This window comes from Silvibacterium acidisoli, from assembly GCA_022870745.1.
In the GTDB taxonomy this organism is placed as follows: Bacteria; Acidobacteriota; Terriglobia; order Terriglobales; family Acidobacteriaceae; genus Silvibacterium.
Genome location: CP085323.1, coordinates 2,220,183 through 2,246,341 on the forward strand (window position 1 = coordinate 2,220,183; position 26,159 = coordinate 2,246,341).

Genomic DNA, 26,159 nt, shown 5'->3' on the forward strand with positions numbered 1-26,159 from the left:
TACTCCTTGATAGTTCTAAGATATATCTTAAGATGTATCGAAAAACAATCGGATTCGAGAAAAATTTCTTGCCTAGCTCATGGAAAATTGAGCAACTGTGCTCCTGCCATGGTGTTCCAAGGGGTTATGGAGATTCGTATGGCGGAACAATCCGACTTCTGGAAAGGCGTCGTTACCGGGACACTGGTCGGGATGGCGATTGCGATTTATGCCAAGTGGGATCTGGACCGGCTTGGGTCGGGGATACCCGACTTCACAGAAGCCCAGATTGGGCTGCAGCCGGATATTGCTACGGAGCCCGTATTGAGGAGACCCGCAGAGGTGCTGAACTTTACCGAGGTTGCGGCACGGGCGGCAGCCTCGAATCCACCGGCTTAAGGCTCAATCCTGGCTATAGCGGGGCTTTGAACTCCGCGGAGTGGACCGGTAGCTGACAGTGGTTGTCTCCTGCTGATTGCCACTGTGGAGCACGAGCGTGCCGTGCAGCAGATAGAACCCGGTCTCTACCGGGGACGCAGCTTCCCCGCGCGTAATGACACCGTCGAAGGAATACCACATGCCATGTACCTGCTTTGTGGTGAAACGAATCTGCCTGCCGCCAAGAGTGGTCTGATCGAAGAAAAAGGTCAGGGTGCTCTCGCGTTCAACCAGCCGGGTGATGTAACCATCGAGCCGGTTGTTTTCAATGGTGATCTCGACGACCGAGCCTTCCTCGTCAATCATGTACTCACCGGATGCGTCAGGCGGCAATGAGGAGATTCCGCTGAGTTTTGCGACCGTGGCCGACTGACGTTCTGAAGCGGCGTCGCTGCGGTGGTGAAGCGATGGAGAGGTTTGAGTAGCGCTGCTTTGCCCAAAGGCAGAGAGCGGAGACAGGGCGCAGGCCACGATCGTTACCGCATAGAGTGGTCTGCGCCTGCTCATCTGTTTTTCTCCCTAAAATCCACCCTCGCTCTTTTTGCGAGCGGCTTCAAACTCATCACCCTTTTGCCAGCCGATGGGCTTGCCGAGGGTCGATGCCTGCCACCCAAGTATGAACCCGAAGCGTGCAAGTTTGGCATCGCCGCTAAAGTCCCAATCTTCCTTAAATTCGTCAGAAGGCTGGTGGTAATGGTGCGCGGTGTAATCTTCGTCCTGGGCCTTGCCCCAGGCGGCGTCATGCCCTTCGAAGAGCGTGCCTTCATCGATTGAGAATGACGGGATGCCGACACGTGCGAAGCTGAAGTGGTCGGAGCGGTAATAATGCCCGGCTCCCGGGAACTGATCCGGCTGCAGGGTCAGGTGGAAGGCCTTGGCGGTCGCCTCGACTTCTGGATAGAAACTCGTCCGCTCGGCTCCACTCACATCGGCCGAGGAGGGAATCCCCAACGGCGCCAGCGCGTCGTAATTCAGGTCGAGAGCAATCTGCCCAGCCGGAACTGGTGGGTGCATGCCCAGATACTGTGAGCCGAGCAATCCCTGTTCCTCTGCCGTGACCGAAGCGAAATAGACCGAGTGCGGTGGCTTCACGGGCGAGTCGGCAAAGGCCCGCGCCAGCTCCAGCAGCACGCCGCAGCCGGTTCCATTGTCCACGGCTCCGTTGTAGATCTTGTCGCCCTTAAGTGTGGAGTCGATGCCCAGGTGGTCGTAGTGGGCCGAGTAGATGACGGCCTGCCCAGGAGCCTTGGTCGCCCCAGGCAGCTCCGCAATCACATTGTCTGACTCGTAACGGCGAACCTTGCTGACGACGTGAGCTTTCAGCCGGACCGGCAATTCGAAGGACTTGAAGCCCGGCTTGCCGGCGGCGACGATCTCGTCATCCATATTTTTTCCGGCCATTGCCATCAGCTTGCGGGCTACGTCGAGCTGTATCCAGCTGGCGGCCTTGAGAGTCGCATCCGGATCATCCTTCAGGTACGACTTCTCTACTGCCTGCGAGTTGCGAACGACCTCCCAGGGATAGCTGGCGAGGTCGGTCCGGTGAATGATCAGCACGCCGACCGCGCCGCGTCGTGCTGCTTCTTCGTACTTATAGGTCCAACGGCCGTAGTAGGTCATCGTCTTGCCCTTGAAAAAAGCAGGGTCGTTCGACGGAGGCTGGTTCACGATGACGAGCAGGATCTTGCCTTTGACGTCTATGCCGTCAAAGTCATTCCAGTGATACTCCGGAGCGTTGATGCCGTAGCCGGCGAATACGATCGGCGCATCGATCTCGGCGGATTCGTTACCGGTCTGGTCCTTGGTCACGATGTCCTCGCCATAAGAGAGGTCCAGGGCCTTGCCGTGTTCTGGCTGGAAGGTGAATTTCGTCTGGTCCTCGACGGTATGCACGGCATAAAGCGGCACCTTCTGGAAGTAGGTTCCGTTATCGCCGGCGGGCTTCAGCCCATCGAGCGCGAACTGTGTCGCGATGTACTGGGCGGCAATGTCGCCTCCGCGCGTACCGGGGCCGCGGCCCTCAAGCAGGTCGCCTGCAAGGTAGCGGACATGCGCCCGGATCTTTTGCGGATCGATCGATTCAGCCGCTTTCCGTGCGGCAGGCGGAACACCCGGAACCGCAGGCACATCGGCCTGCTGGGCGATCAGGATGGTGGAAGAGAACGTAGCGAAGGCGGCGAAGGCGAGGAGTTTTTTCATGGCGATCTTCGGTTTATTGAAAGATACGTCAAAACAGCACCTGCCGCACGATGCTTTCAGAGCTGGTGTTTCACAAGAATGACAGGGCCGGCACCCGTGTATCCGGGAAGAGCCTTCAATCGCTTCAACACTTTTCGGGCAAGGCCGGTGAGTGGCAGCTCGTGCAGTTCGCGTACCTTTACCCACCGCCGTGCTCCTGCCCCGCTTGGCAGGCTGCCTTCGCGCTCGGTCTCGAAGCCGTAGATGGTGACGTAATAGTTGGTCACGGTGATGGAGTGGCGCACGTCCATCAGCCTTGTTTCCTGCTCGTTCGTCTCAGGGTCGATCTCAGGCAGTTCCCACATGCCCGGCATCAGCGAGGCGCCGGCGGGCCGCTGCTCCAGTAGAATCTCCGCCTCCTCGGCCAGGGCGCGCAGGCTGCGAACGCGCGGCTTTGCCTTGGGCTCCCTGCGCACGAAGGCGTAGGCGGCCTTGCGGCTGCGCATGCGGGTCCGCTCCGCAATGGCGTGTTCGCCGCGGGTGAGGCAAAGATGCTGGACGGGGCATTGCAGGCATAGCGGGTTGCGAGGCAGGCAGATGGTCGCTCCCAGCTCCATCATGCCCTGGTTGAAATCTCCAGGGCGCAGAGGGTCGAGCAGGGTGAGTGCGGCATCGCGGATGCGGGCTGCGCTGGCGCGGGGGCCGCGAATGGCCAGCTCGTCTACCTCTGACCATCCATGCAGGCGCATGACCACACGCTCTACGTTGCCATCGACACAGGCGATGGCCTCTCCGAAGCCGATACTGGCGATCGCTGCGGATGTGTACTCTCCGATGCCGGGCAGTTTGCGCAGCGCTACGGAGCTGTCGGGCAGCTTGCCTTCCATCTCGGCAGCAGCGAGCTTTGCTGCCTTGTGCAGCATGCGGGCGCGCCGGTAATAACCAAGCCCGCTCCAGCAGGCGAGAACGGCATCTTCCTCGGAGGCAGCCAAGGCTGTCAGGGTCGGAAAGCGCTCCATAAACCGGTGGTAGTGCTCGATGACTGCGGCCACCCGCGTCTGCTGGAGCATGATCTCCGATACCCAGATGGCATAGGGATCAGTGGTGCGCCGCCAGGGCAGGTCGCGAGCGTTTTCGTCGAACCAGGCCAGCAGGCTTTTGCGAAATTGCCTAGGTTCAGGGCCCAATGTCATGTTGGCATTGTAACGGTCGGCTGTTGGATTTGACTTGATCAACTGGGAAGCGTTCAGCATGATTTCGGCTGCGGGATTGGAATTTTCGCCCGGCGGGCATCGAGATTCCTCGCTCCGTTCGGAAGGACAATTGAGGGGATAGTCTCCGTAGGAGAAACAAGAAGGCCACCCATCGGGTGGCCTTCTTGTGCGGCGAAGCCGCGTGTTACTGGACGCGCAGTCCTTAGTCACCCATTACGGTTTCTTCGGACGCGGGGGCTGCCTTGGGAGCCGGGGCGATGCCATCGATCGAGACCAGACCCTCGACCGGCTTCTCACCGAGTACGTGCTCACGGTACAGCTTGGCCATGCGGGCGTTTTCGGCATCGTTCTTAAGCTTCGCGTCGCGTGCGCGGATCTTTTCTTCGCGCGCATTCTTGGCGATACCCAGCTTGTCGAAGGTGTCGTTGGCAGCCGATTCAACGTGCTCCTGGTTCAGAACCAGCTTGCGCTCGTTGCTCGTCATGCCGACCTTCTTGCCGCCGGCGAAGATTTCGTGACGGCCATGCTCTTCGTACCACTTGGTGAGCGTGGAGGTCATGTGCATCTTCTCGATAATGTTGCGCCAGCCCACGCCCGTGTTGTAGGCGCAGAAGCTGATCTCGCCTTCCTGGGTCGCGTAGGGGATGATGCACTGTTCGGTACGGCGGAAGTCGTAGTTGAACAGATCCTGGAACCACATGCCGGCGATGAACAGGAAGTTCCAACGGTCAGAGCGGCGCTTTTCGATGTCGGCCATGGTGCGGTCGCCCTTGACCGAACCATAGTTCTTGCCGGTGGCGCCGAAGCACTTGTCGAACTTCTGCAGCAGATCCATGATGCGGAAGTGCGTGGGCGACTTGGTCGGATCGTAGTTGCGCAGCAGCGCAAGCGACACACCGACGATCGAGAGGAACTTGCCGCGGGCGGCGTCGTTCACCTTGGCAACGTCCTTGGCCAGGCGCTCTGCGTTCAGGAAGGCAGTTACGGGAACGGCTTCCTTGGTTTCCTTGTCGATCATCAGCGCCATGCCGATGCCGCAGTTCGGGTGGCATCCGCAGGAGAGCTGACCCCAGTCCTTATCGGGTCCGTGAACCAGATCGGCCCAGTCAGAGAAGGTCGACATGAAGCTGATCGGGAACCAGTCGCGGGTAGGAACGCCCATGCCAACCTGGTTCTTTACGTCATGCGCCAGGTGCGACAAGGTGTAGCGCTGCGCGTGGCGGCGCTCGTCGCTGATCTCTTCGTCGCGGCCCGTGAACGAAACCGGCTGGAAGCTCAGGAAGCTGATCGTCTTCGGGTTGTCGAGCGCGAAGTTGATGATGCGGCCAACCTGCTCGTTGTTGATGCCGTTGATGATGGTCGTTACGGGAACGATGTCCACGCCGGCCTCGTGCAGGTTCTGGATGGCCTGGACGCGAACGTCGAACAGGTTACCGACCTTGCGGTGCGAGTTGGCGGCGTTGCCGATACCGTCGAACTGCAGGTATGCGTAACGCAGACCCGCTTCGGCAGCGGCCTTGCAGAATTCCTTGGACTTCGCGAATTCGATACCGTTGGTCGCAGCCTGCACCGAGTTGTAACCAACCTTGCGGGCATAGGCGACGGCGTCGAGGAAGTAAGGCGACAGGGTCGGCTCGCCACCGGAGAACTGTACCGACATCTGGCGGCGCGGCTTGATGCTGATCGCGTTGTCCAGCATCGTCTTGATCTCGTCCCACGTGAGCTCGTGGACGAAACCAACCTGGTTGGCGTCCATGAAGCAGGGGTCGCACATCATGTTGCAGCGGTTGGTCAGATCGATGGTCAGAACCGATCCACGTCCGTGCGTCACGGTCGAGGTGCCGTGGTTGTGGAGCTTTTCGTCATTGTGGGCGCGGATGTCGCGGCCCGGGAAAACCTCTTCCAGGTGCTGCATGAAAGCCGGATCGATCGACATGACGTCTTCGAAATGGCCATGCTTGGGGCAGTCCTTAACCATCAGGATCTGGCCGTCGCGCTCGATAATCTGCGCCTTGATCTCGCCAACCTTCTCATTCAGAAGGATTTCGTGGGGCAGCTTGCCGTCCACGATCTGCTGACGGATCTCGGGAAGACACTTCGGGCAGAGCGAATCCGTGGTGCGGGGCCAGCCAAGGGGTGGCTTTTCCTTCTGATACGACTTGAGCAAGGGCTTATCGGACCACTTTGGGGTAAATGAAGGGTTCGGCTTGATGCTGTTGAGCTTCTCGAACACGGTCCATGCGCCCTGAGCGACTGCGGTAAGAGTCCTCTCGGCGTATTTGACGGCTTTCGACATTGTGTCAATCTCCTATTGCTCGTCTGAGTGTCCGCCCGTCTTCCGAGCGGTATGAAGCGAAAATTTACCGGCTGTACGGGATCACCGACGCCTCAAGATCTTCATGGCAAACTACTGCACTCTGAAGACTTTATCAGGATCAAGGATAGGCGTCAGCCGGTGGGAGTGAAATGATTACCGGCTGAACGGTGAAAATATGCACCCGGATGGGGATACCTGCCTCCGAATGGGAGGCAGGTATCAGGGCTGGTCGTGATGGCGGCGAAATACCCGGTCACGGATATCAGGCCAGAACTCGAGCAGCAGGTTGTCGCCGACCCCGCCCAGCATGGAGTAACCCCACGTGCGGAAGATGACTCCATTATTGATGCTGGCCGAGGGGTAATAGGCCTGCGTCAGTAGCGCGCCTCCCAGGCGGCCGAGGGTGTCGGAGTAGTCGATTCCGCGGAGTCCGCTGTTGCGGCGGTCGACGAAGACGCGTTCCGCAGCATAAAGTGCGCGGTTTTTCACGCCCCCCGAGGCCATACGGAAGTAACGGGGATCTTCGTGCGCGATCGTGGGCACAAGGCTGTCTGAAAAGAAGCGCATGCTGGCGTCGCGGAGCATGGCCGCGCCAAAGCGCTCCCCGAATGCCGGGGCATCATTGCCGTACTTGGGGTCGCCGCCAATCATGTGCGAATAGCCGGCACCGATCGCCGCAGGCAGAATGCTGATCGGGTTGATCTCCTCATGCAGCCAGAACACCATCTTGTCTTTGGTCGTCAGATGGGGAACCTTGTCGCCCGGATCAAGGACGCCGTGCCATTTCGAGATGTGGTAGCGGCTCGCATTGGCCTTGTGCTCGGGCACTGGGCCGGTGACCGTACCGGACGGAGTCACAGTAGGCAACTGGGGCTGGGATGCAGCTTGCGGCGCGTCCGGCAATGAGCTGGAGGGCGCATCCGGATTAACTGGGCTAATGTCCGGGGCTGTCGCTGCGATTGCGGAGTGGGTTGCGTCCGTTACGGTCTGGGCGGGTGCAATTGAGAATGTGGCGAGCAAAACCACCGGCAGAAATTGAAGGCGCATGAAGCGATACGTCGCCATGTGATGTATGAGATACCTCAGTTTGCTGATCGACAGCCCGGACGGTTTGTTGTCTAGCCGGGATTCGCCAAGTCTAGATAAATGTTCAAGCTGTGGATATGAGCAATTTTTTGTGGTGCAGGATGCATCGGATCGAAAGATTCTGAGGCCAACAGAGCTGGTGAGTTACTCATCGGGTTCGGAAACGCCTCCATCGATTGATTCTGTTTCTGCGCTTACCGATACTTAGCTTGGGATACTTGCGTCAGGAGGTTTGATGGAACAGCCGCGCGGTGGATTCGAAGACTTCGGACGCAAGGTCGATGAGAAGTTCAGCAAGGCGACCCCGAAAATAGAAGAAGAGGTGCGAAAGGTCATCGCATACCTCAATGACGAGGTTGTTCCCAGCGTTCGCGAGAACTCCTCGAAGGCCCTGCGCGCGGCAGCCGAACAGCTCACCCGCCTGGCCGAACACATGGACCGGAATACCCGGAAGTAGAGAGGAAAAATCATCCGATGAGACTTCAGGGATTCAGTCTTACGGCAACGCTTGTGCTGTGTGCGCTTGCCGGTTGCGGCCATCACGCGAAGACGTCGTACACGCCTCCGCCACCTGCGCTGCCCCCGGGCCAGCCGGCTTACCCGTCGACGGCCACGAGGTCCTATCCTGCTCCGCCGCCTCCGGCTGAGTCGCCTTCAGATCAGGCCGCGATCGATAACCGCCGGCCGATCTATTCCGAAACAGGCATGGCCAGCTGGTACGGGCCGAAGTACAACAAGCAGCGCGCGGCAAACGGTGATGTGTACGACCAGGAAGGCATCTCGGCCGCGCACCGGACCTTGCCCATGGGCTCGCTGATCCGGGTGACGAATCTGCAGACCGGGCAGTCGGCGATGATGCATGTAACCGACCGTGGGCCGTTCGTCCCCGACCGTGTGATCGACCTTTCTGTAGGCGCGGCCAAGATGATCGGCGTCTGGCGTCCGGGAACGGCCCGGGTACGCATCGATGTATATGAAGCGCCCAAGTCGATTGCCCAGGGAGGCCGCTGGTGCGTGCAGATCGGCGCTTTCTCCAGCGGGCACGATGCCAAGAAGCTCGAAGACCACCTCAGCCACAAGTACCAGACGGCAAATGTGATCGAGTTCACGGGGCCGACCGGTCACTGGGTGCGTATCCGCCCGCAGGCCGACGACAAGTCGAAAGCGGTAGAGATCGCAAAGGAAATCAACCCCAAAGAGGGCGAAGCTTACCTGGTGCGTCTGGATTAGAGTGTTCAGGTCGTTGGGTACGAATATCCGGAAACCAGAGAGACGAACAGGAAATCGTCTGATACGGGCATCTTAGGGCGCTTTTATCGCCCTCCAATCGATTCTGGAGAGGCTACCCATGGCGCGCCCGTATTGGTCCGGTCAGATTCAAATATCCCTCGTCTCCTTTGGAGTCGATTTTTTTCCTGCTACAGAGAGCAAAAGCGAGATCCGCTTTCACCAGATCAGCCGCAAGACCGGCGAGCGAGTTCGCCATCAGAAGGTCGCGGCTGAAGATGGGCCGGTTGAGAACTCTGACATCGTGAAGGGGTACGAGTATCGCAAAGGCGAGTATGTGACCATTGAGCCGAAGGAGATCGAGAACCTTCGTGTCGCCTCCCGCCATACAATTGCTGTCGAACAGTTCGTGAACGCTTCCGAGCTGACGCCGGAGTACTTCGAGAAGCCCTGGTTTGTCGTTCCGGAAAGCGATACGCAGGCCGAGGCCTTTGCCGTGGTGCGCAAGGCGCTCGAATCTACAAAGAAGGTTGCGCTGGGCAAGATGGCTTTTGGAGGACGCGAGCACGTGGTCGCGATCACCGCTCCCGAGGGAGAAGCCGGCATGATGGCCTACACCCTGCGTTACGCAGAGGAGCTGCGCGACCCGGCCGACTACTTCCGCGATATCAAGAAAGTGACCGTGGATGAAGACCAGCTCGCCCTGGCCGAAGAGCTGATCAAACGCAAGGCGGCGAAGTTCAATCCTGAGAAGTTCAAAGATCAGTACGAGGCAGCCCTTCGCAAAATGGTCGAAGCGAAGATGAAGCACGTCTCACTGCCTGAGGAAGAGCCGGAGCCGAAGCGCGGTAAGGTGATCAACCTGATGGACGCGCTCAAGAAGAGCATCCAGGGCGGAAGTGAAAAGACGCAGGAGCCGAAGACTGCTTCGCGAAGAAAGAAGCCGGCTGCTTCCACGCAGAAAGGCATTGCGCTGGTCAAACCGTCCAAGTCTTCGCGTTCGCGGAAATCGGCCTGAGCAATGGCGACGACAAAGAAGTCCGCAGCGAAGAAGCCGGTGAGCGCGAAGAAAAGCGCGGCGAAGAAATCTCCCGCTGCAAAAAAGGCAGCGTCAAAACCCTCGCCCGCGGATTCCGTCGACGAACAGCTTGCACGATATCGCGAGATGCGCGATTTCAGCGTGACCGCGGAGCCCAGCGGCAAGACGTCTTCTCAAGCCAAGGCTGGCCAGCTGCCCTTCGTCATCCAAAAGCATGCTGCCTCGCATCTTCACTACGACTTCCGTCTCGGCTGGAATGGCGTGCTCAAGAGCTGGGCCTGTGCCAAGGGGCCAAGCTACAACCCGCGCGACAAGCGGCTGGCCGTACAGGTGGAAGACCATCCGATTGAATACGGCGGTTTCGAAGGGATCATTCCGAAAGGCCAGTATGGCGGCGGCACGGTAATGATCTGGGATCAGGGCACATGGGCTCCCCAGGCCGGACACACGGACGTAGATGAAGGCCTGAAGAAGGGCTCGCTCAAGTTCACCATGTTCGGCACGAAGATGAAGGGCAACTGGGCTCTGGTTCGCATGGGCGGTAAAGCCGCAGGGGAACGGAAGCCCAACTGGCTGCTCATCAAGGAGCACGACGATTACGAGCGCGGGGACGGAGATCCCGCAATCACCGACGAGCAGCCCAACTCTGCCGTAACCGGACGCGATCTGGACCAGATCGCCAGCCAGGAGGACCACGTCTGGAACTCGAGGGAAACGGGCAGCAAGAAGGCGTGGTACCGAAAGGAATCCAACGACGAACCTGCTAAAGCGGCGAAGCCTGCCGCATCCGCAGCGAAGACGATAGCGATTCCGAGGACGCCGCGCGAGGCTCTGCCGGACTTCATCGCGCCGCAACTCGCGATCCCGGCGGAGACTCCTCCGGGCAGCGTTGGATGGGTACACGAGCTGAAGCTGGACGGTTATCGTATCCAGGCGCGTAAGGATGGCGGCAAGGTGAAGCTATTCACACGCACTGGTCTCGACTGGACGCACCGCATGAAGACCATCGCGGAAGAGGTTGCCGCATTGCCGGTGAACAAGGCGCTGTTTGACGGTGAAGTCGTAGTGCTGGCCGAAAACGGAACCACAAGCTTTGCAGATCTGCAGGCAGCCTTCCAGGAAGGCGTGAAGAAGCCACTCACGTATTTTCTCTTCGACCTTCTTCACCTCAACGGGCACAACCTGCGCGGGTTGCCGCTGGTGGAGCGAAAGGCACTGCTGGCTGACGTTTTGAAAGATGCCGGCGAGTATCTCCACTACAGCGAGCATCTCGAAAGCAGTGGCGAGACCATGCTGCAGCATGCCTGCGAGCTGCACGCAGAGGGAATCATCTCGAAGAAGGCGGATGGCCAGTACGTTTCCGGGCGTACGTCGAACTGGCAGAAGCTGAAATGCCTGCGCGAGCAGGAGTTCGTGATCGGTGGGTTCACCCTGCCATCGAACGGGTCGCACGGAATCGGCGCACTGCTGCTCGGCTACTACCAGGGTGGCAAGCTCATCTATGCGGGGCGGACCGGCACCGGCTTTACTCAGAGAACGCATCGCATTCTGCGCGACAAGCTCGACGATCTGCGCCGCACATCGATGCCGTTCGAGAATCCCCCGGCCGAAGCACGCCGTGGTGCGATATGGGTCGATCCGAAGCTGGTGGCGCAGGTGCGCTTTGCCACATGGACGGCAGATAACCTCGTCCGCCAGGCTGCGTTTCTCGGCTTGCGCGAAGATAAGCCTGCGAAAGAAGTCGCGCGCGAGGAGGCCTCGGCTGCGCCGCGCCCCAAGGCTGCGCGTTCCGCCTCGCATCGCGCTCCGGCGGCCAAAGCCGCGAAAGCAGTGGCGAAAAAAACAGCCGTAACCGACGACAGCGATGCTCCGCCTGTCCGGCTGACGCACCCGGACAAGGTGCTCGATACCGAGTCGGGTCTCACCAAGCAGCAGCTTGCCTCCTATTACTGGGAGATCGCGGATCATCTGCTGCCGCACATCGAGGGACGTCCCCTGTCGCTGGTGCGCTGTCCTGAAGGGACCGGAAAAGAATGCTTCTTCCAGAAGCACAACAACCGCATGCTGCCGGAGATTGTCGGCTCAGTCGGTGTTCCTGACAAAAAGACCGGCAAGGTCGAGCCGTACATCACTCTTTCGTCCCGCGAGGCGCTCGCCAGCCTGGCGCAGATCGGAGTGCTGGAGATTCACCCCTGGGGGTCTCGCAATGACGATCTCGAACATCCCGACCGCGTCATCATCGACCTTGACCCCGACGCGGCAGTGGCGTGGAAGACGCTTGCAACCGCAGCCGAGGAAGTTCGCGGCGCGTTCAAAGAGCTGGGTCTGGAGTCGTTTCTGAAACTGACCGGAGGCAAGGGACTGCATGTTGTCGTGCCGGTAAAGCCGCAGCGTACCTGGGCCGAGGTCAAGCAGTTTGCGCACTCGTTCGTCCTCGAGATTGAAAAGCGCAATCCTTCGCTCTACCTCACAAAGATGACCAAGGCTGCCCGCAAGGACAAAATCTATCTCGACTATTTACGCAACGAGCGTGGAGCCACGGCTGTAACAGCGTTCTCGCCGCGTGCGCGTGCCGGAGCACATGTCTCCATGCCACTCGATTGGGAAGAATTGAAGATGAGGAAGCTGCCGGTCTTCGAGGTAGTAGATTTTGAGAGATGGAAAAGCCGGCTCAGCCACGATCCCTGGAAGAAGATGCCCTCGCTTAAGCAGAGCATCCCCAAAGAGCTCTTCGAATAGGCTTACTTGCCGCCCTGGTACTTTTTATCGGCGCCGAGGAAGTTCTGATACTGGGTGTCGATGATCCCGAGGTTGCGCGCCAGTCCCAGCTTAGCCTGGTTGAACTGGAGCACGCTGCTGACATACTGCGTCTGAGCCTGGGAGAGCGTCGACTGCGCCTGCACGACCGGCAGGTTGTCATCGACACCGGCCTGGAACCGGTCGGTCGTCTGCTCGAGCGTCTTCGTCGCCAGATCTACATTGCTGCGGGAGACCTGCACCAGTTCTGCGGCAGTCTTCAGGTCGAGCATGCTGTCGCGAAGCTGTTGATCGATTTTATTGGTCAGGTCGTGGAACTGGGATTCAAGTTCGTTCTGCTGCGCCTGGGCTACATCGTGGTCGCCGCGAAACTTCGCTTCTTCGAAGATCGGTACGCTCAGGGTGCCGGTCGCGGCAAAGGTCCCGTGGTAAACCTGGCCGACTACGCCGGTGACGCCGTAATTTCCGTTGAACGAAATGCTGGGATACCGCTCGTGCTTCACGGCGCGTTCTTCGTGGTGCGCGAAAAGCATCTGCTGGCGCAGCTGCTGGAAGTCCTGGCGGTTCTTGAAGGCCTGGGCGCGCGCGTCTTCGATCGTCATCGCTTCGAGGTCAGCGTAGGGCGTGGCGTCGGTCAGCTGAATCTTCTGTTCCGGAGCCAGGCCGATCTGCCGGTTCAGGGCGATCTTGTCCTTCTCGAAGGCGTTTTGTGCGTTGATCAGCGCCAGCTGCTGGGTCTGATACTGTACCCGGGCGCGCAGCTCGTCGAGGTTGGCGGCTGTTCCGGCCTTATGCTCTTCGCGAGCTTGAAACAGGAGAGTTTCATCGGTCTTGAGCAGTGCCTGCGCGTAGTCCACCTGCGCCGAGTCGGCAATGGCCTGCAGGTAGGCGGTACCTACATTCAGAACCACCAGACCGCGCGAGGACTGGGCTCCGTAGTAAGCAGCCCGCTCGTTATACTTCGCGGCTTTCCATGCATCCCAGCCTGACCAGGTGAAGAGCTGTTGCGAAACGTTGGCCTGCACGACCGTGGAGTTCACCTTCACGATCAATGGAAACTGGGTTGCATCAGAGGCAGGCAAGCCGAATGCCGTGAGGAATTCCGTGATCAGCCCGGTAGAAAAGCCGCTGGCGGCCAGGTTCGATTGATGGATGCCGTGCTCGCCATGCAGCGAGATATTCGGCATGAGGTAATTCAGCGCCTGGAGCTTCTCAGCCTCAGCCGTCTTTTCGTTCAGCTGGGCTAGGCGCAGGGCCAGGTTGTTCTCGATCCCGAGCTTGATGGCGTCATCGAGCGAGAGGTGCTTGACCTCAGGCGTGACGGCGACTGCCTGCACGCTGCCCAGATAAGCGTTCTGGGCCGAATTGTTCGGATTGGCCTGGGCCGACGCGCAGGAAACACCGACCGCCGCGGAGAGGCAGAGGCCCGCAAGCCGAGAGGCTAACCTTGACTGGCTTTTATCTGACAAGAATCTTTCCCGCAACGATCTTTATCCCTGGACAGTCTGGTTCTACCTTAGCCGATATTCCGGAGCGCGGCAGCAAACTGAAAGTGTTCTACGGATTAGAGCATTTCAAACGGTTGAGGTTGCCAAAGTTTTGATCGAGGCATGGAACGTTCGTATCTCCGGCAGTTGGATGCTCGCGAAATGAAGAGCAACAGACCGTTGCGTCCTGCACATCGTATCGGGTGAGGTGCCTTCGGGGACGCCGGTAAGTCTATGAAAAGCAAAGGCGCAGCGTGTTCACAGGCGGCGCGTTCCCTGGCCATTGCCGGATTGCAGTCGCGGGATCTTTTGGCGTTCCCAAGAGGATTGAAACGGTCATCAGGGTTGACGGAGTTGGCGAATCCAGCGCATTTGTTACCAATTTTGCGGAAATGATGGGCCGGGTGACAGTCGAAACGCACCATCCGGTCATCGTAGTAGTGGGACGGAGAGAGAAGGATGAATGCACAGAAGGACATTCGAGTGGCAAACATATCGGATCTGCCTTCCGTCGTGCGGAGGGGCAGCGAAAATAAGGAAGAACGCGGCGGGGAACGCGAGCCGGACAACGTCGAGGTGGCGGAGTTCCTGAGAGCGAACCAGAAACTGATTTCTCTGGGCCAGCTGGCGGCGACCATCGCTCATGAAATCAACAATCCGCTGGAGTCGTTGACCAACCTGCTTTACCTGCTGGAGCAGGATCAGGGCCTGAGCGAGCGGTCCAAGGGCTACCTGGGGATTGCACAGCGCGAGCTGGATCGCACGGCACAAATCTGCCGGCAGACGCTTCGGTTTTCGCGCGACACCGGAACACCGGTACCGGTTCACATGGGTGAACTGGTTGAGGAGGTTCTCGTGCTGTTTGGCCGGAAGCTCGCGGCCCGCAAGATCGAGGTCGTCCGCGAATTCGGACGGATGGATACAGTAGTAGCCTTCCCGGGCGAGATGAGGCAGATCATTACCAATCTCATCTCTAACGCAATTGAGGCGTGTACCGGTCGCGGAAGGATCATCGTCAGGATTCGCTCCATAGCCAGCCGCCATGGACGCGGACCTGCCGGCCTTCGTCTGAGTGTTGCCGATAATGGTCCCGGCATTCCCCCCGAGGTGATTCCTCGCCTCGGCAAGCCCTTCTTCACGACAAAAGGCCAGTCGGGAACGGGGTTGGGGTTATGCGTGACGAAGACAATACTCAACTCGCACGGAGGCAGGCTGAGCATTCGCTCCTCCACGGCAAAAGAAACGCACGGTTCCGTTTTCAGCATTTTTCTGCCAGTGCAGTCCCAGGAGCGCGCCCAGCGAGAACCGGGCCGTGGAAACCTGCAACTGGTGCGGACCAAGGGAAATTAGCCGGTCAACCGCCGCCGGGTATCCGGAGACGGATCGGACCGTGGGCAGAGAGGGCATTGACCTCTCTGCCCTTTTGCGTGGCGACCAGTTTTCCCTTCCCGGCCAGCCGGGCGGCAGCGGCTCGAACAGCTTCCATCAGCGTTCTCCACTCGTTCGGCGCGAGCTTGCGGGCTATCTCCGACGGGCAGATGCTGCGCCCCTTCCGCTCGGCCAGCATGGCGAGAATCGCTTTTTCAATTGCTTCAGGATCGCGCGCCGTCATCGAGCTACCCCGCCGCTATCCTTATACTGAAAAAGACCATGACAGAATTTCTTCCGGTAGAAGAGCAGCTGGATCTGCTCCAGAAGGGCGCAGCTGAGATCATTCGCGTCTCCGACCTGCGCGAGCGTCTCGAAAAGTCTCGAAAGACCGGCACGCCGTTGCGTGTAAAGGCTGGTTTTGATCCGACTGCTCCTGACCTGCACCTCGGCCATACCGTTTTGATGCGCAAGCTGAAGCACTTTCAGGATCTTGGCCACCAGGTCATCTTTCTGATCGGGGACTACACGTCGCTGATCGGCGACCCGACGGGCCGCTCGGCCACGCGCAAGCCGCTCACCCGCGAGCAGATCGACGAAAACGCGAAAAGCTATACCGATCAGGTCTTCAAGATCCTCGATCGTGACAAGACCGAGGTGCGCTTCAATTCGGAGTGGCTGGGAAAGCTTAGCTTCGAGGACATCATCCGCCTGGCGGCAAAGTTCACGGTTTCGCAGATGCTCGAGCGTGCCGAGTTCCACGCCCGCTTCCAGAACGAGCAACCGATCTCGCTGCACGAGTTCCTCTATCCGCTGGCGCAGGGCTACGACTCCGTGGCGCTCAAGGCCGACGTTGAGCTCGGCGGCACCGACCAGAAGTTCAACCTGCTGGCCGGCCGCGAGCTGCAGCGCGACTTCGGGCAGGATCCCCAGATCGTGCTGATGACGCCGATCATCGAGGGTCTTGACGGTGTGCAGAAGATGTCGAAGTCGCTGGGCAATGCCATCGGCATCCATGAGCCGGCAGGCGAGATGTATGGCAAGCTCATGTCGATCAACGATGAGCTGATGTGGCGGTATTGGACGCTGCTGACCGATCTGCGCCAGTCAGAAATCGACCAGATGCAGGCCGGTGTCGCCTCCGGCGCGCTGCATCCCATGGAGGCAAAGAAGCGCCTCGCACGGACAATCGTTGCAGGCTTCCATTCGGAAGAAGCCGCGACGGCTGCGGACGAGAACTGGGCACGTCAGTTTCAGCAGAAGAGCGATGACATTGAAGGTCTCGAAGAGATTTGTCTTGGTGCGCAGGAGATCAGTCGTGATGCAGAAGGCCGGGTACGTCTGACAAAACTGCTAACGGCGAGTGGTCTCGCGGCTTCTTCGTCGGAGGCTGACCGCAAGATCAAGGAAGGCGCTGTACGCGTCGATGGGGAGGTCTTTAAGGAGCCCCACCTTCGCGTCGGTGAATCGGCACGTGTCACGGTGCGCCTCGGCAGACGCGCGAAGGTCATCCTCTTTGATTAATGACCTTGCCTTACTCCTGCCGTAACGCCTCCATCGGCTCGATCGATGACGCTGCACGTGCGGGTACCAGGGAGGCTACGGAGCCGATGATCAGCAACAGAAGCGCTACGCCTAAGTACGTTCCCAGGTCGATTGCAGGGACGTGGTAGAGGAAGCTCTTCACCAGCTGTCCCATGAAGAGTGAGATCACCATGCCTGCAACCAGGCCTGTGCCGATCAGGATGACTCCCTGGCGGAGAATCATGCGGGCTACGCTCTGGCGGGTGGCGCCCAGCGCCATGCGTATGCCGATCTCGTGCCTTCTGTAGGCGACCAGCTGTGCGAGTACGCCGTAGAGTCCCGCGATGACCATCACGACTGCGAGTCCGGCAAATGATGCCGTGAGATAAAAGCCGAGCCGCTGGCTGAAGATCTTTTCGTTGACGTTCTCCTGCATGGTGGCGAAGTTGTCCACCGCCAGCGTCGGCGCGGTATCTTTGAAGAGCTTTCTCATGGGTGGTGCCACGGGAATAGTACTGCGTGTCTTGACGGTGAAACTTACCATTGTCTTCAAGAGTGCCTGATAGAAGAGTGAAGTCGTTGGGACCTGGCGGTAGGGGATCATCGCCAGTGGCTGCACATCGGTGCCGATATTCAAATCTGCCTGGTTGCTCATCACTCCAACCACGGTGAACGGCACAAGCATTCCCGTCTCCTTGCCGCCGAGGTCGATCTTCTGGTCCAGCGGATTCATTCCGGAGAAATACTTTTTCACAAACGCTTCGTTGACGACGGCAACCCGTGTCGTCGCTCCGGTGTCGTCTGCGCCGACCATGCGGCCACGCAAGATGGGGGTATTGAATACCTCGCCATATTCGTCGCTCACCGCCGAGATACGCGTGTTGAAGTGCTGGCCCGGTTGCGGCGGGTGTCCCACGATTTCGAAGCTGGTTGACATGTTCATGCCGGAGAGGGGCGGCGATGTAGCCAGTGCGGCAAGCCGGATGCCCGGCATGCTGCGGATGCGATCCAGCAGCGACCTGTAGTCTGTTTCCGCAATGGAGACAGGCGCGTGATCGGTTTCCTGGGAGACAGCCATGTTCGAAAAGCCGGCGGAGTCGGCGGGCATGACCGTGAACGTCGTCACTCGATCGACATCGAAACCGAGTTGCACATGCTGCAGGTTCCAGAAGGTATGAAAGAGCAGGCCGGTGCCGATGAGCAGCAGTGTGGACAGTGCAACCTCCACCATGACGAGTCCGCCGCTCAGCTTGCCGCTGACCGAGCGCGTGCCGAGCCCTCGCGAAGAAGCCTGCAGAGCGGGTTGCGGGTTGGTGCGGGATACGATCAGGGCAGGCAGCAATGACGAAAGGATCGTGGTGACAGATGCCGCTGCCGCGAGCAGCAGCACAACTGTCCAGTGGATTCGGATGGTGTCCGCGAGCGGGATCGTGTCTTCGGGCAGCTTGCGGATCAACAGCAGCGTAACCTGCGCTAATGCAATACCAAGTGTCGCTCCGAAGAGGCTGAGCAGCGCTCCCTCGCTCAGTAACTGACGGACCATGCGCCAGCGGCTGGCTCCGAGCGCCGTGCGCACGGCGAATTCCTGCGAACGGCCGAGGCATCGGGCGAGCAGCAGGTTCGACACGTTCGCGCAGGCGATGAGCAGCACCAGAACCAGCGCGCATACCAGCGCGAGAAAGACGGGACGCATCTGGCCGGTGATGGCCTGCTGGTAGGGCATCGTAGCCAGGCTGAGCTCCGAGGCTTCCTTGGGATTCGCTTTACGGATGCGGCCTACGATGGCGCTCACCTCCGCTTCGGCCTGCTGGGCGGTCACGTCCGGTTTTCTAAGCGCGACCATACGCTGGAAGTCGTATCCGCGATCGCTCTTCATCTGATCGGTTAACTGCAGCGGCAGCCAGATACCGGTCTTCATCGCGGTCCCGTACTCATTGGGAAAGAGAAAGCCGGCGGGCATGACTCCGATCACGGTATAGGGCATGTCGCTAACCTTGATCGTTCGGCCAACGACGCCGCGGTCGGCACCGAACTGTTGCCGCCACAGCCCTTCCGAAAGCAGAACTACGTGAGGGCCGCCTGGCGAGGCTTCCTCGGCGGTGAAGGTTCTGCCCAGAATCGGCTGCCCCCCGAGCGTAGGGAAAGTCGTATCACTTACGCGTGGAGCTGCTACACTCACCGAGCCGTTCTTGCCCTGGATCACGCTCAGGTCGGTCCCGTAGATCCCGAAGCCTTCGAAGCTTTTTGCCTGATCGTGGATGTCCCTGAGATTCAGGTACGAGGTCTGACCAAGCGAGCTGCCGTCCGAGGGCGCAATGACCATGAGCCGTTCGGCCGCCCTGTAGCCCATGGGCCGCAGCATCACGTTTTCGACGATGGTGTACATGGCGGTATTCGCGCCGATACCGAGGGTGAGGGTAAGGATGGCGAGGGTAGCAAAGCCCCATGAAGACCGCAGCTGACGAAGAGCGAATTTCAGGTCCTGAAGAAGCATGAAAACTCCGGACAACGAATGCTCCCTTTATACGCGGTATAAACGCGCTTAGGGTGTCTGAAAACCGGTCGCAATCCCTGTGCGAAGATTGTTCCACATGGCAGATGCGCCTTCCTCAGAGCACGGCCTGTCTCGGCAGCTTGGCCTGCGCGATCTTGTTCTGACGCAGATCGTTACCGTCGTCGGCAGCTCGTGGGTCGGGGTGGCGGCCGGGCTGGGACGAGCCGAAACCCTGATGTGGGTCGCAGCCATGCTGGTCTTCTACGTCCCCATGGCCGGCTCGGTGATCGGTTTGAACCGGGCAATGCCGCACGAGGGTGGGCTTTACGTCTGGGCTCACCGGGCTTTCGGCGACCTGGGCGGATTTCTCGTGGCGTGGAACCTTTGGGTTTACGGTATGGCGGTTACGGCCACGATCCTTTACGCGATCCCAACGGAGATAGCCTACATGGTCGGTGCTAAGGCAGCATGGCTGCCGGAGAATCGCCCGGTCTCGGTGAGCATAGTTGTAGCCGTGGTGCTGCTGGTGGCGCTGGCCGCTGCGCGCGGTCTGGCGCTGGGCAAGTGGATTCACAACGCGGGTGGCATCGCCATGCTGATCGCTTTCGGGGTCCTTATCCTGCTGCCTTTGTGGGCAGTGCTTCACGGCGAGCACATCACCTGGACGCCCTTCTCCTTTGCGATGCCATCGATGAATCTGCGTTCGCTGGCGCTCTTCGGGCAGATGCTTTTCGGTGCGCTCTGCGGCCTCGAATACCTTTCGATCCTTGCCGGAGAGGCGCGCAATCCTGACCGCAACATCGGGCTTTCCGTCTGGATCTCATCGCCGGTCATCTGCGCCATGTTCATTCTTGGAACGGCGTCTGTCATCGCTTTCATCCCGCATGGCCGCATCGACTTTATTGCTCCGATTCCGCAGACGATGCGTGCCTCGCTGGGGCAGTCAGGTTTCGGAAACCTGCTGGCTACGGTGGTGATTGTTCTGATTGAACTGCGGCTGATCGCAGCCACAAGTTTTCTCTTCACCGGACTCTCGCGTCTGCCCATGACCGTGGGCTGGGATTCGCTGCTGCCGCCATGGTTTTCGCGGTTGCATCGGCGCTGGAAGACACCGACGAATTCGATCCTCTGCACCGCGGCGATTATTTCTCTGATGATCGTGCTGGCCAACGTCGGCGTGCATGCGCAGGAGGCCTTCCAGGTGCTCTCGAATGCCAGCCTCGCTCATTACCAGCTTGCCTATACGGCCATGTTTGCGATTCCGCTCATCGGCAGTGCAACGCTGCGGAAAGAGCTGCCGGGATGGCTGACCGTGACGTCCGTTGTCGGCTTGCTGGCGACGCTTTTCAGCCTTACCATTTCGGTCTACCCCATTGTCGACGTGGTGAATCCCCGGCTGTACGCGACCAAGATCCTCGGAACCACGGCGATAAGCAACGTCATCGGCCTGGTGTTCTACAGGGTTCGCAATCGCCGTCGCTTCGGGGGATGATTCGGGAGATAACTTGATGACAGTGGGAGATTTCCGGCGCATCGCTCTCAGCCTCGAAGGCGCCGAGGAAAGCGCGCACATGGGCTCGCCTGATTTCCGGGTGGGTGGCCATATCTTTGCCACGCTCGCTGCGCAGGATAGAGGCTACGGAAATCTCATGCTCTCACCCGAGCACCAGCAATCGGTTGTCGAGGAGTGGCCGGAGATCTTTCTGCCGGTTGCCGGGGGATGGGGACGCATGGGAGTGACTCACCTCGTCCTGAAACGGGCGGATGAAGAGATCGCTACCGGTGCGTTGCGCATGGCGTGGAAGCTGCGCGTCGAGAAGAATGTGAAGAGTAAGACGAAGAAGCGCACCAGGCTTTACGCCTGCTGGGCCTTTCGTTTCTTGTCCTTGCGGCGGGCGCGATAGAACGAGCTGAAAGAAAAATAGAAAAACAGCACCGTGATCAGTGCATAAACCAGGAAGTGCTGGTGTTCCGGACCGGAATGCCAGTTTGAGCGCAGCTTCCAGGTGTTCTGAGCGAAGAAGATGCCGAAGATGGCGAAGAAAAGTCCGGTGACTTCCAGCCAGAGCACGCCGCCGGCATGGGCGAAGGGAGTCCAGATGGATGAGCCGAATTTTTTAGCCTCACGGGCTGCGACCTTGCCGCGTCCCACGTAGGTAGGAGCGTCCTGCTTCATGGAATGAGCAGTTTGTGCGGCGCGGTCGCGCAGAATGCCGGATGCGACGCGGACGCCGATACCCACTTTGCGACCAACACGGCTCGGTTCCATACTCAAAAGTGTAGCAGTGGAATCCTGATTCGGATTGCCACCGTCAAACATCAGAAGTAATGTAAGGAAAACTCGGCCTGAGTCCCCCTGCACGCCGGGGTAGAAACGGAGCGTACCCTTTGAACCAAAAATTACGAAACCTGGTGCAGCAACTGGGCGAGGCTATTCATGAGAGCGTTTCCGAGTCGGAGCATATTGCGGGTGTCGTCAAAGATATTCGCAGCCAGGGATTCGATGTTTTGCTCATGCTCGAAGCGACGATTGGCCTCAACGAGTTAGAGCAGCAACCGGCAGCGGCTCTGGACTCATCGAATGAGGGTTACGAAGGGAAAGGAACGTTTACTCCACAGGACCTGAGCTTCCTGAAGTCTCTGCGCATTGCAGTTGAGGAGCCCGAAGGCAAGCGCTAGCAAGATTTATCCCGCTGTCTCCGGCCTATGGTACTATCCGCTCGTTTCCGTAACGTGTGGCGGTTGACTCCGCCGCCGCGTAACCAGACGATACGAAGACGAGGAGTGCAACCAGAGCAATGAGAGACACACTGGGCGTATTGCTGGCAGGTGGCGCGGGCGAGAGACTTTTCCCGCTTACCAGAGACCGGGCCAAACCTGCCGTTCCGTTTGGAGGGCAATATCGGATCATTGATATTACGCTGTCCAACTGCATTAACTCCGACCTGCGTCACGTTTACATCCTCACCCAATACAAAGCGCTTTCGCTGAACCGTCATATCCGCGAAGGCTGGACCAGCATCGTCGCCCAGGAGCTCGGGGAATTCATCGAGATCCTGTCGCCGATGCAGCGCGTGAGCGCGAACTGGTATATGGGTACGGCCGACGCTGTCTACCAGAACATCTACTCGATCGGTTCCGAGCAGCCGAAGCATGTGCTGATCCTTTCCGGCGACCACATCTATAAGATGAACTACGGCAAGATGCTCGAAGAGCACCAGGCTTCGGGTGCGGATGTGACCCTGGCCACGCTGCCGATTCAGCCGAACGAAGTGGATCGCTTTGGTGTGGTCGAAGTGGCTCGCAACGGCGAGGTGATCGGTTTCCTCGAAAAGCCGAAGACCACCAACCTGCGTTCGCCATTCAATCCGAACATGGTTGACGCATCGATGGGCATTTACCTGTTCAACACCGACGTACTGCTCCCGGCGTTGATGGAAGACGCCGAAGATCCCACGTCAAAGCACGATTTCGGTCACAACATCCTGCCCAACATCCTCGGCAAATACAAACTTCGTGCCTACAACTTCGTGGACGAGAACCAGAACGGCGAAGCGCTTTACTGGCGCGACGTGGGTACGCTCGATGCCTATTACGAAGCCAACATGGATGTGGCTTCGGTTTCACCTGTATTCAACCTGTACGACAACGAGTGGCCGATGCGTACGCGGGTACGCCAGTATCCGCCGGCTAAGTTCGTATTCGGGGAACCGGGCCGCACCGGCATGGCGATGAACTCGATCGTTTCGGCCGGCTGCATCGTCTCCGGCTCGGTCGTTCGCAACAGCGTGCTTTCGCAGGATGTCCGTGTCAACTCCTACTCGGAGCTCGATTCGAGCATCGTCTTCTCGCACGTGAACATCGGCCGCCATTGCCGCATCCGCCGCGCCATCATCGATCGCGATGTGCAGCTGCCGGAGGGTACGGTAATCGGCTACGACCAGAACGAGGATCGCAAGAACTACTTCGTCACGCCGAGCGGCCTGACGGTAGTGACGCGCGATGCTTCCCTGTACGAGAACCCGGTCCAAAAGGGCTACACGATCGATCCTGCCTGATGACCATGAAGGGGGCTGGCTGACCAGTCCCCTTCTTTATTCCCTCGAGCTTTGCTGTAAGCCATCCTCTTCTTTTGCGATATTCTCACTCTTTAAACAGGCGGAAGTGTACTGGTTCAAGCCCACGGAACCGGTGCGCAGCAATCTGCGTATTGGTTGCCATGAGCGTTGCCGCCACAATGACGTGGGAGATGGATGGATTCCGGTTGATCCGGGGTCGATCGAGAGCAGGGTCAGCGTCCGTTGGGCCGCGTCCTGTTTCCCAGGAGTCACGCAGTATGGCCTTACGGCAGGGTCCGGAGTCGGGTCAGGGTGGGCAGAGCCGCTGGAGCTCCGCCGCACAGCCGCAGGGCCGCGCCGAAAAGATCCGTACCGATCACGCCGCCGACATCGACTGGCAGGGAGTTGTACAGCGCTGCCTCGATGGCGATTCGATGGCCTGGGCCGAGCTGGTGAAGGCTCACCATCGCCGCATCTACGCACTCTGCTATCGTTTCACCGGTTCGCCGCACGACGCCGAAGACCTGACCCAGGATGTCTTCATTAAGGTCTACGGCAATCTCTCGGCCTTCGACCTGAGCCGCGGCAGCTTCCAGACATGGCTGACGACGCTTGCGCGTAACCTGCTGGTGGATCACTTCCGCCGCAGCCGTAACCAGCGTGTGACCGACTCGATGGATGCCGGATGGGACGAGGCTGCAGAGCAGCCGGTTGCAGACCGGCTGATGGCCTCGGGTCCCAATCAGCATGATCATGCCGCGCAGCAGGAAATAGCGAAGATGGTGCAGCAGGCATTGACGAAGATCTCTCCGGAGCTGCGTGAAGCAGTGATACTTCGCGATCTGCAGGACATGGACTACAAGGAAATTGCGCAGGTTCTGCGCATTCCCGAGGGAACTGTAAAGTCGCGCATCAGCCGCGGGCGAGCGGAACTGGCACGGCTGCTGGAACGTAATAAAGGACAGGTGGTTTAGAGATGTCAGAGCGAAATCCATTCGGAAAGCGGCCCGCAGGCGCATCCTCGGGGCAGAACCCTGGCGGCGCTGTTCGCTGCGAAGAGTGGGAAGCGATGTTGGCCGACGCGCTCGACGGCCTGCTTACTCCAACCGAGGGCGTGGCCTTCGAGGCTCACAGCCAGGAGTGCAGGCTCTGTGCCCAGCTGCTGGCCGAGGCGAAGCAGGGGCAGGAGTGGATGCAGTTCCTGCATGTAGAGCCGGAAATGCCGTCGGACATGATGGAAAAGATTCTCAGCCGCACCAGCGGTGTTGTCGCCGAACGTCCGTTGGCGATACATGGGGCGCCTATTCCGGCAGGCCCGGCAGCGATCCTGCATCTGCCCCGCAGGAAGATGGTGTGGGATACGCGGCTCATGATGACCGCAGCGATGGCCTTTTTCTCCATCGCGCTTACGTTGAACCTGACCGGCGTCCGTCTCACCGGACTTCGCCTTGCTGACTTGACGCCGGCCAACATGCAGAACAACCTTACCCGCCAGTTTTACGGTGCGAAGGGCTCAGTGGTTCGTTACTACGACAACCTGCGTTTTGTTTACGAGCTGGAATCGAAGCTCCGCGAGCTGCGCCGCGACGAGGATAGCGAAAAGCCTGCTTCGACGCCGGCTGGTGGCGGCGAACAGAAGCAGCAGAGCGCTCCGAACAAGAACGGCGGCAAGGGCGAGGCATTGCCACCGGTATCCATCAAACCCGGCCAGCAGGTGCTGGCCCTTAACAATCAGGAGAGAATCCTGATCGGGTCCCCCACAGACCAGGCGGAAAGGAGCTTGGCATGAATTGCGCAAATCACCCTGAGGCGGCTGTATCCGCCTATTGCCAGAATTGCGGGAAGCCGCTCTGCGTGCAGTGCGTGCGTCCGATTGCCGGTGTGATTTATTGCGAGCAGTGCCTCGCCGCCCGGCTTGGAATGGGCGGAGCCCAGAACCCCGGTGGCTATACGCCGGGAGCCGGCCAGAACGTGAACGATGCGGTGAATAACTTCGTCTCCTCAATCTCGGGAACCATGCCTCCGGGCAGCTCATCCGGGCCGAATCCGGGGATCGCGACGCTGCTTGGTTTCATTCCCGGCGTTGGCGCGTTTTACAACGGCCAGTTTGTAAAGGGTCTGATCCACGTTCTGGTCTTCGTCGTCCTGATCGGGATCGCCAATCATCACGGGTTCATGGGAATCCTGATTCCGTTCTGGATTCTCTACCAGGTCTTCGACGCGCACCACACCGCCAAGGCCCGCCGCGACGGCATGCCGTTGCCTGATCCTCTCGGTTTGAATGAGCTTGCCTCTCGTATGGGTATTCCGGGTATGCCGTCGCAGCCGTACCAGGCTCCGCCGCCGGCTGCCGGACCAGTCGCAGGCTTCACTCCGCCTCCACCGCCGCCTGGATCGTCTTACTCGCCTGGATCTTCCTACTCAGCAGCCGCTTATCCGCCTCCGCCCGTCGATCCGGCTTACACTCCGGTGCCGCCGATGGATCCCGCTGATTATCCGACGCCGCGCCGCCATGAGCCAATCGGTGCGATTGTGCTGATCGGCCTGGGTCTGCTCTTTCTCTTCAATACGCTCGGATTTCTGCGCTTTGACTGGATCGATCACGCGTGGCCGATCTTCATTATCGGGCTGGGCGCGTGGCTGCTGGTGCGCCGCTCGCGTGAGAGCACGCCGCCGCCACCACCGCCGGCTGGAGGTGCACTGTGAACTCCTATGTCTTCCTCCATCGCATCAAGGGGCCGGCAATGCTTCTGGTCTTTGGCATCACGGCACTGCTGAATGAATGGGACATTCTTTCTTACGGCAGAAGCTGGCCCTTGTACCTGATTGTCTTTGGCGTTTTGCAGCTTGCCGAACGCGCAGCGTTGATGCAGTGGCAGCAGTCTCAGGCTGCGCAGCAGGCGTATGCGGGATGGCCAGCTGCTCCTCCGCCGCCTTCGTCGACCTCGCTCTCTATCACTCCGCAGCCTCCGCATTCCGGAGAGGAGAAGTAG

At 59.4% G+C, this 26,159-nt stretch carries 23 protein-coding genes and 1 pseudogene; 15 read left to right on the top strand and 9 right to left on the bottom strand.

The features are described 5' to 3' along the window. Positions 1-138 precede the first annotated feature (138 nt). Positions 139-378 carry a hypothetical protein gene (locus tag LJD29_RS09135; RefSeq protein WP_446745452.1) on the top strand — a complete coding sequence of 80 codons (240 nt, stop codon included), beginning with the start codon at positions 139-141 and terminating at the stop codon, positions 376-378. A gap of 3 nt (positions 379-381) precedes the next feature. Here LJD29_RS09135 and LJD29_RS09140 read toward each other — a convergent pair whose 3' ends face one another. The 5 genes from LJD29_RS09140 to LJD29_RS09160 all read right to left on the bottom strand — a co-directional run bounded on the left by LJD29_RS09140 (position 382) and on the right by LJD29_RS09160 (position 7,173). Next, positions 382-924 carry a hypothetical protein gene (locus tag LJD29_RS09140; RefSeq protein ID WP_446745453.1) on the bottom strand — a complete coding sequence of 181 codons (543 nt, stop codon included), beginning with the start codon at positions 922-924 and terminating at the stop codon, positions 382-384. A gap of 12 nt (positions 925-936) precedes the next feature. Beyond that, the gene (locus tag LJD29_RS09145) at positions 937-2,616 is read right to left on the bottom strand and encodes a M28 family peptidase (RefSeq protein WP_446745454.1); all 1,680 of its coding nucleotides are present in this window, start codon (positions 2,614-2,616) and stop codon (positions 937-939) included. A 56-nt stretch (positions 2,617-2,672) separates the two neighbouring features. Beyond that, entirely contained in the window at positions 2,673-3,848 is a 1,176-nt protein-coding gene (locus LJD29_RS09150; protein WP_446745455.1) for an A/G-specific adenine glycosylase, read from the bottom strand. 163 nt (positions 3,849-4,011) lie between these two features. Further along, the gene (locus tag LJD29_RS09155) at positions 4,012-6,105 is read right to left on the bottom strand and encodes a radical SAM protein (RefSeq protein WP_446745456.1); all 2,094 of its coding nucleotides are present in this window, start codon (positions 6,103-6,105) and stop codon (positions 4,012-4,014) included. A gap of 240 nt (positions 6,106-6,345) precedes the next feature. After that, positions 6,346-7,173: a hypothetical protein gene (locus LJD29_RS09160; protein WP_446745457.1), complete on the bottom strand. Its 828-nt coding sequence runs from the start codon at positions 7,171-7,173 to the stop codon at positions 6,346-6,348. Positions 7,174-7,447: 274 nt separating this feature from the next. On the opposite strand from LJD29_RS09160, the gene LJD29_RS09165 reads away from it, so the two are divergent. The 4 genes from LJD29_RS09165 (at position 7,448) to ligD (ending at position 12,217) form a co-directional block, all read left to right on the top strand. Then, the gene (locus LJD29_RS09165; protein ID WP_446745458.1) at positions 7,448-7,669 is read left to right on the top strand and encodes a hypothetical protein; all 222 of its coding nucleotides are present in this window, start codon (positions 7,448-7,450) and stop codon (positions 7,667-7,669) included. A 17-nt stretch (positions 7,670-7,686) separates the two neighbouring features. After that, positions 7,687-8,442, top strand: coding sequence for a septal ring lytic transglycosylase RlpA family protein (locus tag LJD29_RS09170; protein ID WP_446745459.1), 756 nt, complete (start codon positions 7,687-7,689; stop codon positions 8,440-8,442). 118 nt (positions 8,443-8,560) lie between these two features. Then, positions 8,561-9,457 (top strand): non-homologous end joining protein Ku, encoded by an 897-nt coding sequence (gene ku / locus LJD29_RS09175; RefSeq protein ID WP_446745460.1) that lies wholly within the window; start codon positions 8,561-8,563, stop codon positions 9,455-9,457. A gap of 3 nt (positions 9,458-9,460) precedes the next feature. After that, complete coding sequence (ligD, locus tag LJD29_RS09180) at positions 9,461-12,217, top strand: DNA ligase D (RefSeq protein ID WP_446745461.1); 2,757 nt, start codon at positions 9,461-9,463, stop codon at positions 12,215-12,217. Between the two features lie 2 nt (positions 12,218-12,219). Here the strand turns inward: ligD and LJD29_RS09185 are convergent, their stop codons facing one another. Further along, entirely contained in the window at positions 12,220-13,704 is a 1,485-nt protein-coding gene (locus tag LJD29_RS09185) for a TolC family protein (protein ID WP_446745462.1), read from the bottom strand. Positions 13,705-14,181: 477 nt separating this feature from the next. Here LJD29_RS09185 and LJD29_RS09190 point away from each other — a divergent pair, with 477 nt between their 5' ends. Next, positions 14,182-15,072 (top strand): sensor histidine kinase, encoded by an 891-nt coding sequence (locus LJD29_RS09190; RefSeq protein ID WP_446745463.1) that lies wholly within the window; start codon positions 14,182-14,184, stop codon positions 15,070-15,072. A 4-nt stretch (positions 15,073-15,076) separates the two neighbouring features. Here LJD29_RS09190 and LJD29_RS09195 read toward each other — a convergent pair whose 3' ends face one another. Continuing rightward, entirely contained in the window at positions 15,077-15,334 is a 258-nt protein-coding gene (locus LJD29_RS09195; protein WP_446745464.1) for a DUF3253 domain-containing protein, read from the bottom strand. A gap of 38 nt (positions 15,335-15,372) precedes the next feature. Here LJD29_RS09195 and tyrS point away from each other — a divergent pair, with 38 nt between their 5' ends. Then, positions 15,373-16,614, top strand: coding sequence for a tyrosine--tRNA ligase (gene tyrS / locus LJD29_RS09200; protein ID WP_446745465.1), 1,242 nt, complete (start codon positions 15,373-15,375; stop codon positions 16,612-16,614). A 10-nt stretch (positions 16,615-16,624) separates the two neighbouring features. Here the strand turns inward: tyrS and LJD29_RS09205 are convergent, their stop codons facing one another. Beyond that, positions 16,625-19,108: an ABC transporter permease gene (locus LJD29_RS09205; protein WP_446745466.1), complete on the bottom strand. Its 2,484-nt coding sequence runs from the start codon at positions 19,106-19,108 to the stop codon at positions 16,625-16,627. 97 nt (positions 19,109-19,205) lie between these two features. Between LJD29_RS09205 and LJD29_RS09210 the strand changes: the two genes are divergently transcribed. Both LJD29_RS09210 and LJD29_RS09215 read left to right on the top strand, forming a co-directional pair. Continuing rightward, a complete protein-coding gene (locus LJD29_RS09210) occupies positions 19,206-20,600 on the top strand; it encodes an APC family permease (protein WP_446745467.1) in 1,395 nt (464 codons plus the stop codon). Between the two features lie 16 nt (positions 20,601-20,616). Continuing rightward, positions 20,617-21,012, top strand: coding sequence for an MmcQ/YjbR family DNA-binding protein (locus tag LJD29_RS09215; protein WP_446745468.1), 396 nt, complete (start codon positions 20,617-20,619; stop codon positions 21,010-21,012). Here LJD29_RS09215 and LJD29_RS09220 read toward each other — a convergent pair. Beyond that, the gene (locus LJD29_RS09220) at positions 20,964-21,383 is read right to left on the bottom strand and encodes a hypothetical protein (RefSeq protein ID WP_446745469.1); all 420 of its coding nucleotides are present in this window, start codon (positions 21,381-21,383) and stop codon (positions 20,964-20,966) included. The genes LJD29_RS09215 and LJD29_RS09220 overlap by 49 nt on opposite strands. Before the next feature lie 113 nt (positions 21,384-21,496). Here LJD29_RS09220 and LJD29_RS09225 point away from each other — a divergent pair, with 113 nt between their 5' ends. From LJD29_RS09225 to LJD29_RS09250, 6 genes and pseudogenes are all read left to right on the top strand, one after another. Then, the gene (locus tag LJD29_RS09225) at positions 21,497-21,787 is read left to right on the top strand and encodes a hypothetical protein (RefSeq protein WP_446745470.1); all 291 of its coding nucleotides are present in this window, start codon (positions 21,497-21,499) and stop codon (positions 21,785-21,787) included. Positions 21,788-21,894: 107 nt separating this feature from the next. Continuing rightward, positions 21,895-23,166, top strand: a pseudogene (glgC, locus tag LJD29_RS09230) (glucose-1-phosphate adenylyltransferase); the annotation flags it as partial. A gap of 278 nt (positions 23,167-23,444) precedes the next feature. After that, a complete protein-coding gene (locus LJD29_RS09235) occupies positions 23,445-24,140 on the top strand; it encodes an RNA polymerase sigma factor (RefSeq protein WP_446745471.1) in 696 nt (231 codons plus the stop codon). 2 nt (positions 24,141-24,142) lie between these two features. After that, positions 24,143-24,955, top strand: coding sequence for an anti-sigma factor family protein (locus tag LJD29_RS09240; protein ID WP_446745472.1), 813 nt, complete (start codon positions 24,143-24,145; stop codon positions 24,953-24,955). After that, positions 24,952-25,872: a B-box zinc finger protein gene (locus LJD29_RS09245; protein WP_446745473.1), complete on the top strand. Its 921-nt coding sequence runs from the start codon at positions 24,952-24,954 to the stop codon at positions 25,870-25,872. Before LJD29_RS09240 ends, LJD29_RS09245 begins: the two co-directional genes overlap by 4 nt. After that, complete coding sequence (locus LJD29_RS09250; protein ID WP_446745474.1) at positions 25,869-26,159, top strand: LiaI-LiaF-like domain-containing protein; 291 nt, start codon at positions 25,869-25,871, stop codon at positions 26,157-26,159. The genes LJD29_RS09245 and LJD29_RS09250 overlap by 4 nt, the downstream gene beginning before the upstream one ends.

Bases quoted from the DNA above. Each gene is read 5' to 3' on its own strand.
- LJD29_RS09135 (WP_446745452.1), top strand. From the start codon at position 139: ATGGCGGAACAATCCGACTTCTGGAAAGGCGTCGTTACCGGGACACTG.
- LJD29_RS09140 (WP_446745453.1), bottom strand. From the start codon at position 924: ATGAGCAGGCGCAGACCACTCTATGCGGTAACGATCGTGGCCTGCGCC.
- LJD29_RS09145 (WP_446745454.1), bottom strand. From the start codon at position 2,616: ATGAAAAAACTCCTCGCCTTCGCCGCCTTCGCTACGTTCTCTTCCACC.
- LJD29_RS09150 (WP_446745455.1), bottom strand. From the start codon at position 3,848: ATGCTGAACGCTTCCCAGTTGATCAAGTCAAATCCAACAGCCGACCGT.
- LJD29_RS09155 (WP_446745456.1), bottom strand. From the start codon at position 6,105: ATGTCGAAAGCCGTCAAATACGCCGAGAGGACTCTTACCGCAGTCGCT.
- LJD29_RS09160 (WP_446745457.1), bottom strand. From the start codon at position 7,173: ATGCGCCTTCAATTTCTGCCGGTGGTTTTGCTCGCCACATTCTCAATT.
- LJD29_RS09165 (WP_446745458.1), top strand. From the start codon at position 7,448: ATGGAACAGCCGCGCGGTGGATTCGAAGACTTCGGACGCAAGGTCGAT.
- LJD29_RS09170 (WP_446745459.1), top strand. From the start codon at position 7,687: ATGAGACTTCAGGGATTCAGTCTTACGGCAACGCTTGTGCTGTGTGCG.
- ku (WP_446745460.1), top strand. From the start codon at position 8,561: ATGGCGCGCCCGTATTGGTCCGGTCAGATTCAAATATCCCTCGTCTCC.
- ligD (WP_446745461.1), top strand. From the start codon at position 9,461: ATGGCGACGACAAAGAAGTCCGCAGCGAAGAAGCCGGTGAGCGCGAAG.
- LJD29_RS09190 (WP_446745463.1), top strand. From the start codon at position 14,182: ATGAATGCACAGAAGGACATTCGAGTGGCAAACATATCGGATCTGCCT.
- LJD29_RS09195 (WP_446745464.1), bottom strand. From the start codon at position 15,334: ATGACGGCGCGCGATCCTGAAGCAATTGAAAAAGCGATTCTCGCCATG.
- tyrS (WP_446745465.1), top strand. From the start codon at position 15,373: ATGACAGAATTTCTTCCGGTAGAAGAGCAGCTGGATCTGCTCCAGAAG.
- LJD29_RS09205 (WP_446745466.1), bottom strand. From the start codon at position 19,108: ATGCTTCTTCAGGACCTGAAATTCGCTCTTCGTCAGCTGCGGTCTTCA.
- LJD29_RS09210 (WP_446745467.1), top strand. From the start codon at position 19,206: ATGGCAGATGCGCCTTCCTCAGAGCACGGCCTGTCTCGGCAGCTTGGC.
- LJD29_RS09215 (WP_446745468.1), top strand. From the start codon at position 20,617: ATGACAGTGGGAGATTTCCGGCGCATCGCTCTCAGCCTCGAAGGCGCC.
- LJD29_RS09235 (WP_446745471.1), top strand. From the start codon at position 23,445: ATGGCCTTACGGCAGGGTCCGGAGTCGGGTCAGGGTGGGCAGAGCCGC.
- LJD29_RS09240 (WP_446745472.1), top strand. From the start codon at position 24,143: ATGTCAGAGCGAAATCCATTCGGAAAGCGGCCCGCAGGCGCATCCTCG.
- LJD29_RS09245 (WP_446745473.1), top strand. From the start codon at position 24,952: ATGAATTGCGCAAATCACCCTGAGGCGGCTGTATCCGCCTATTGCCAG.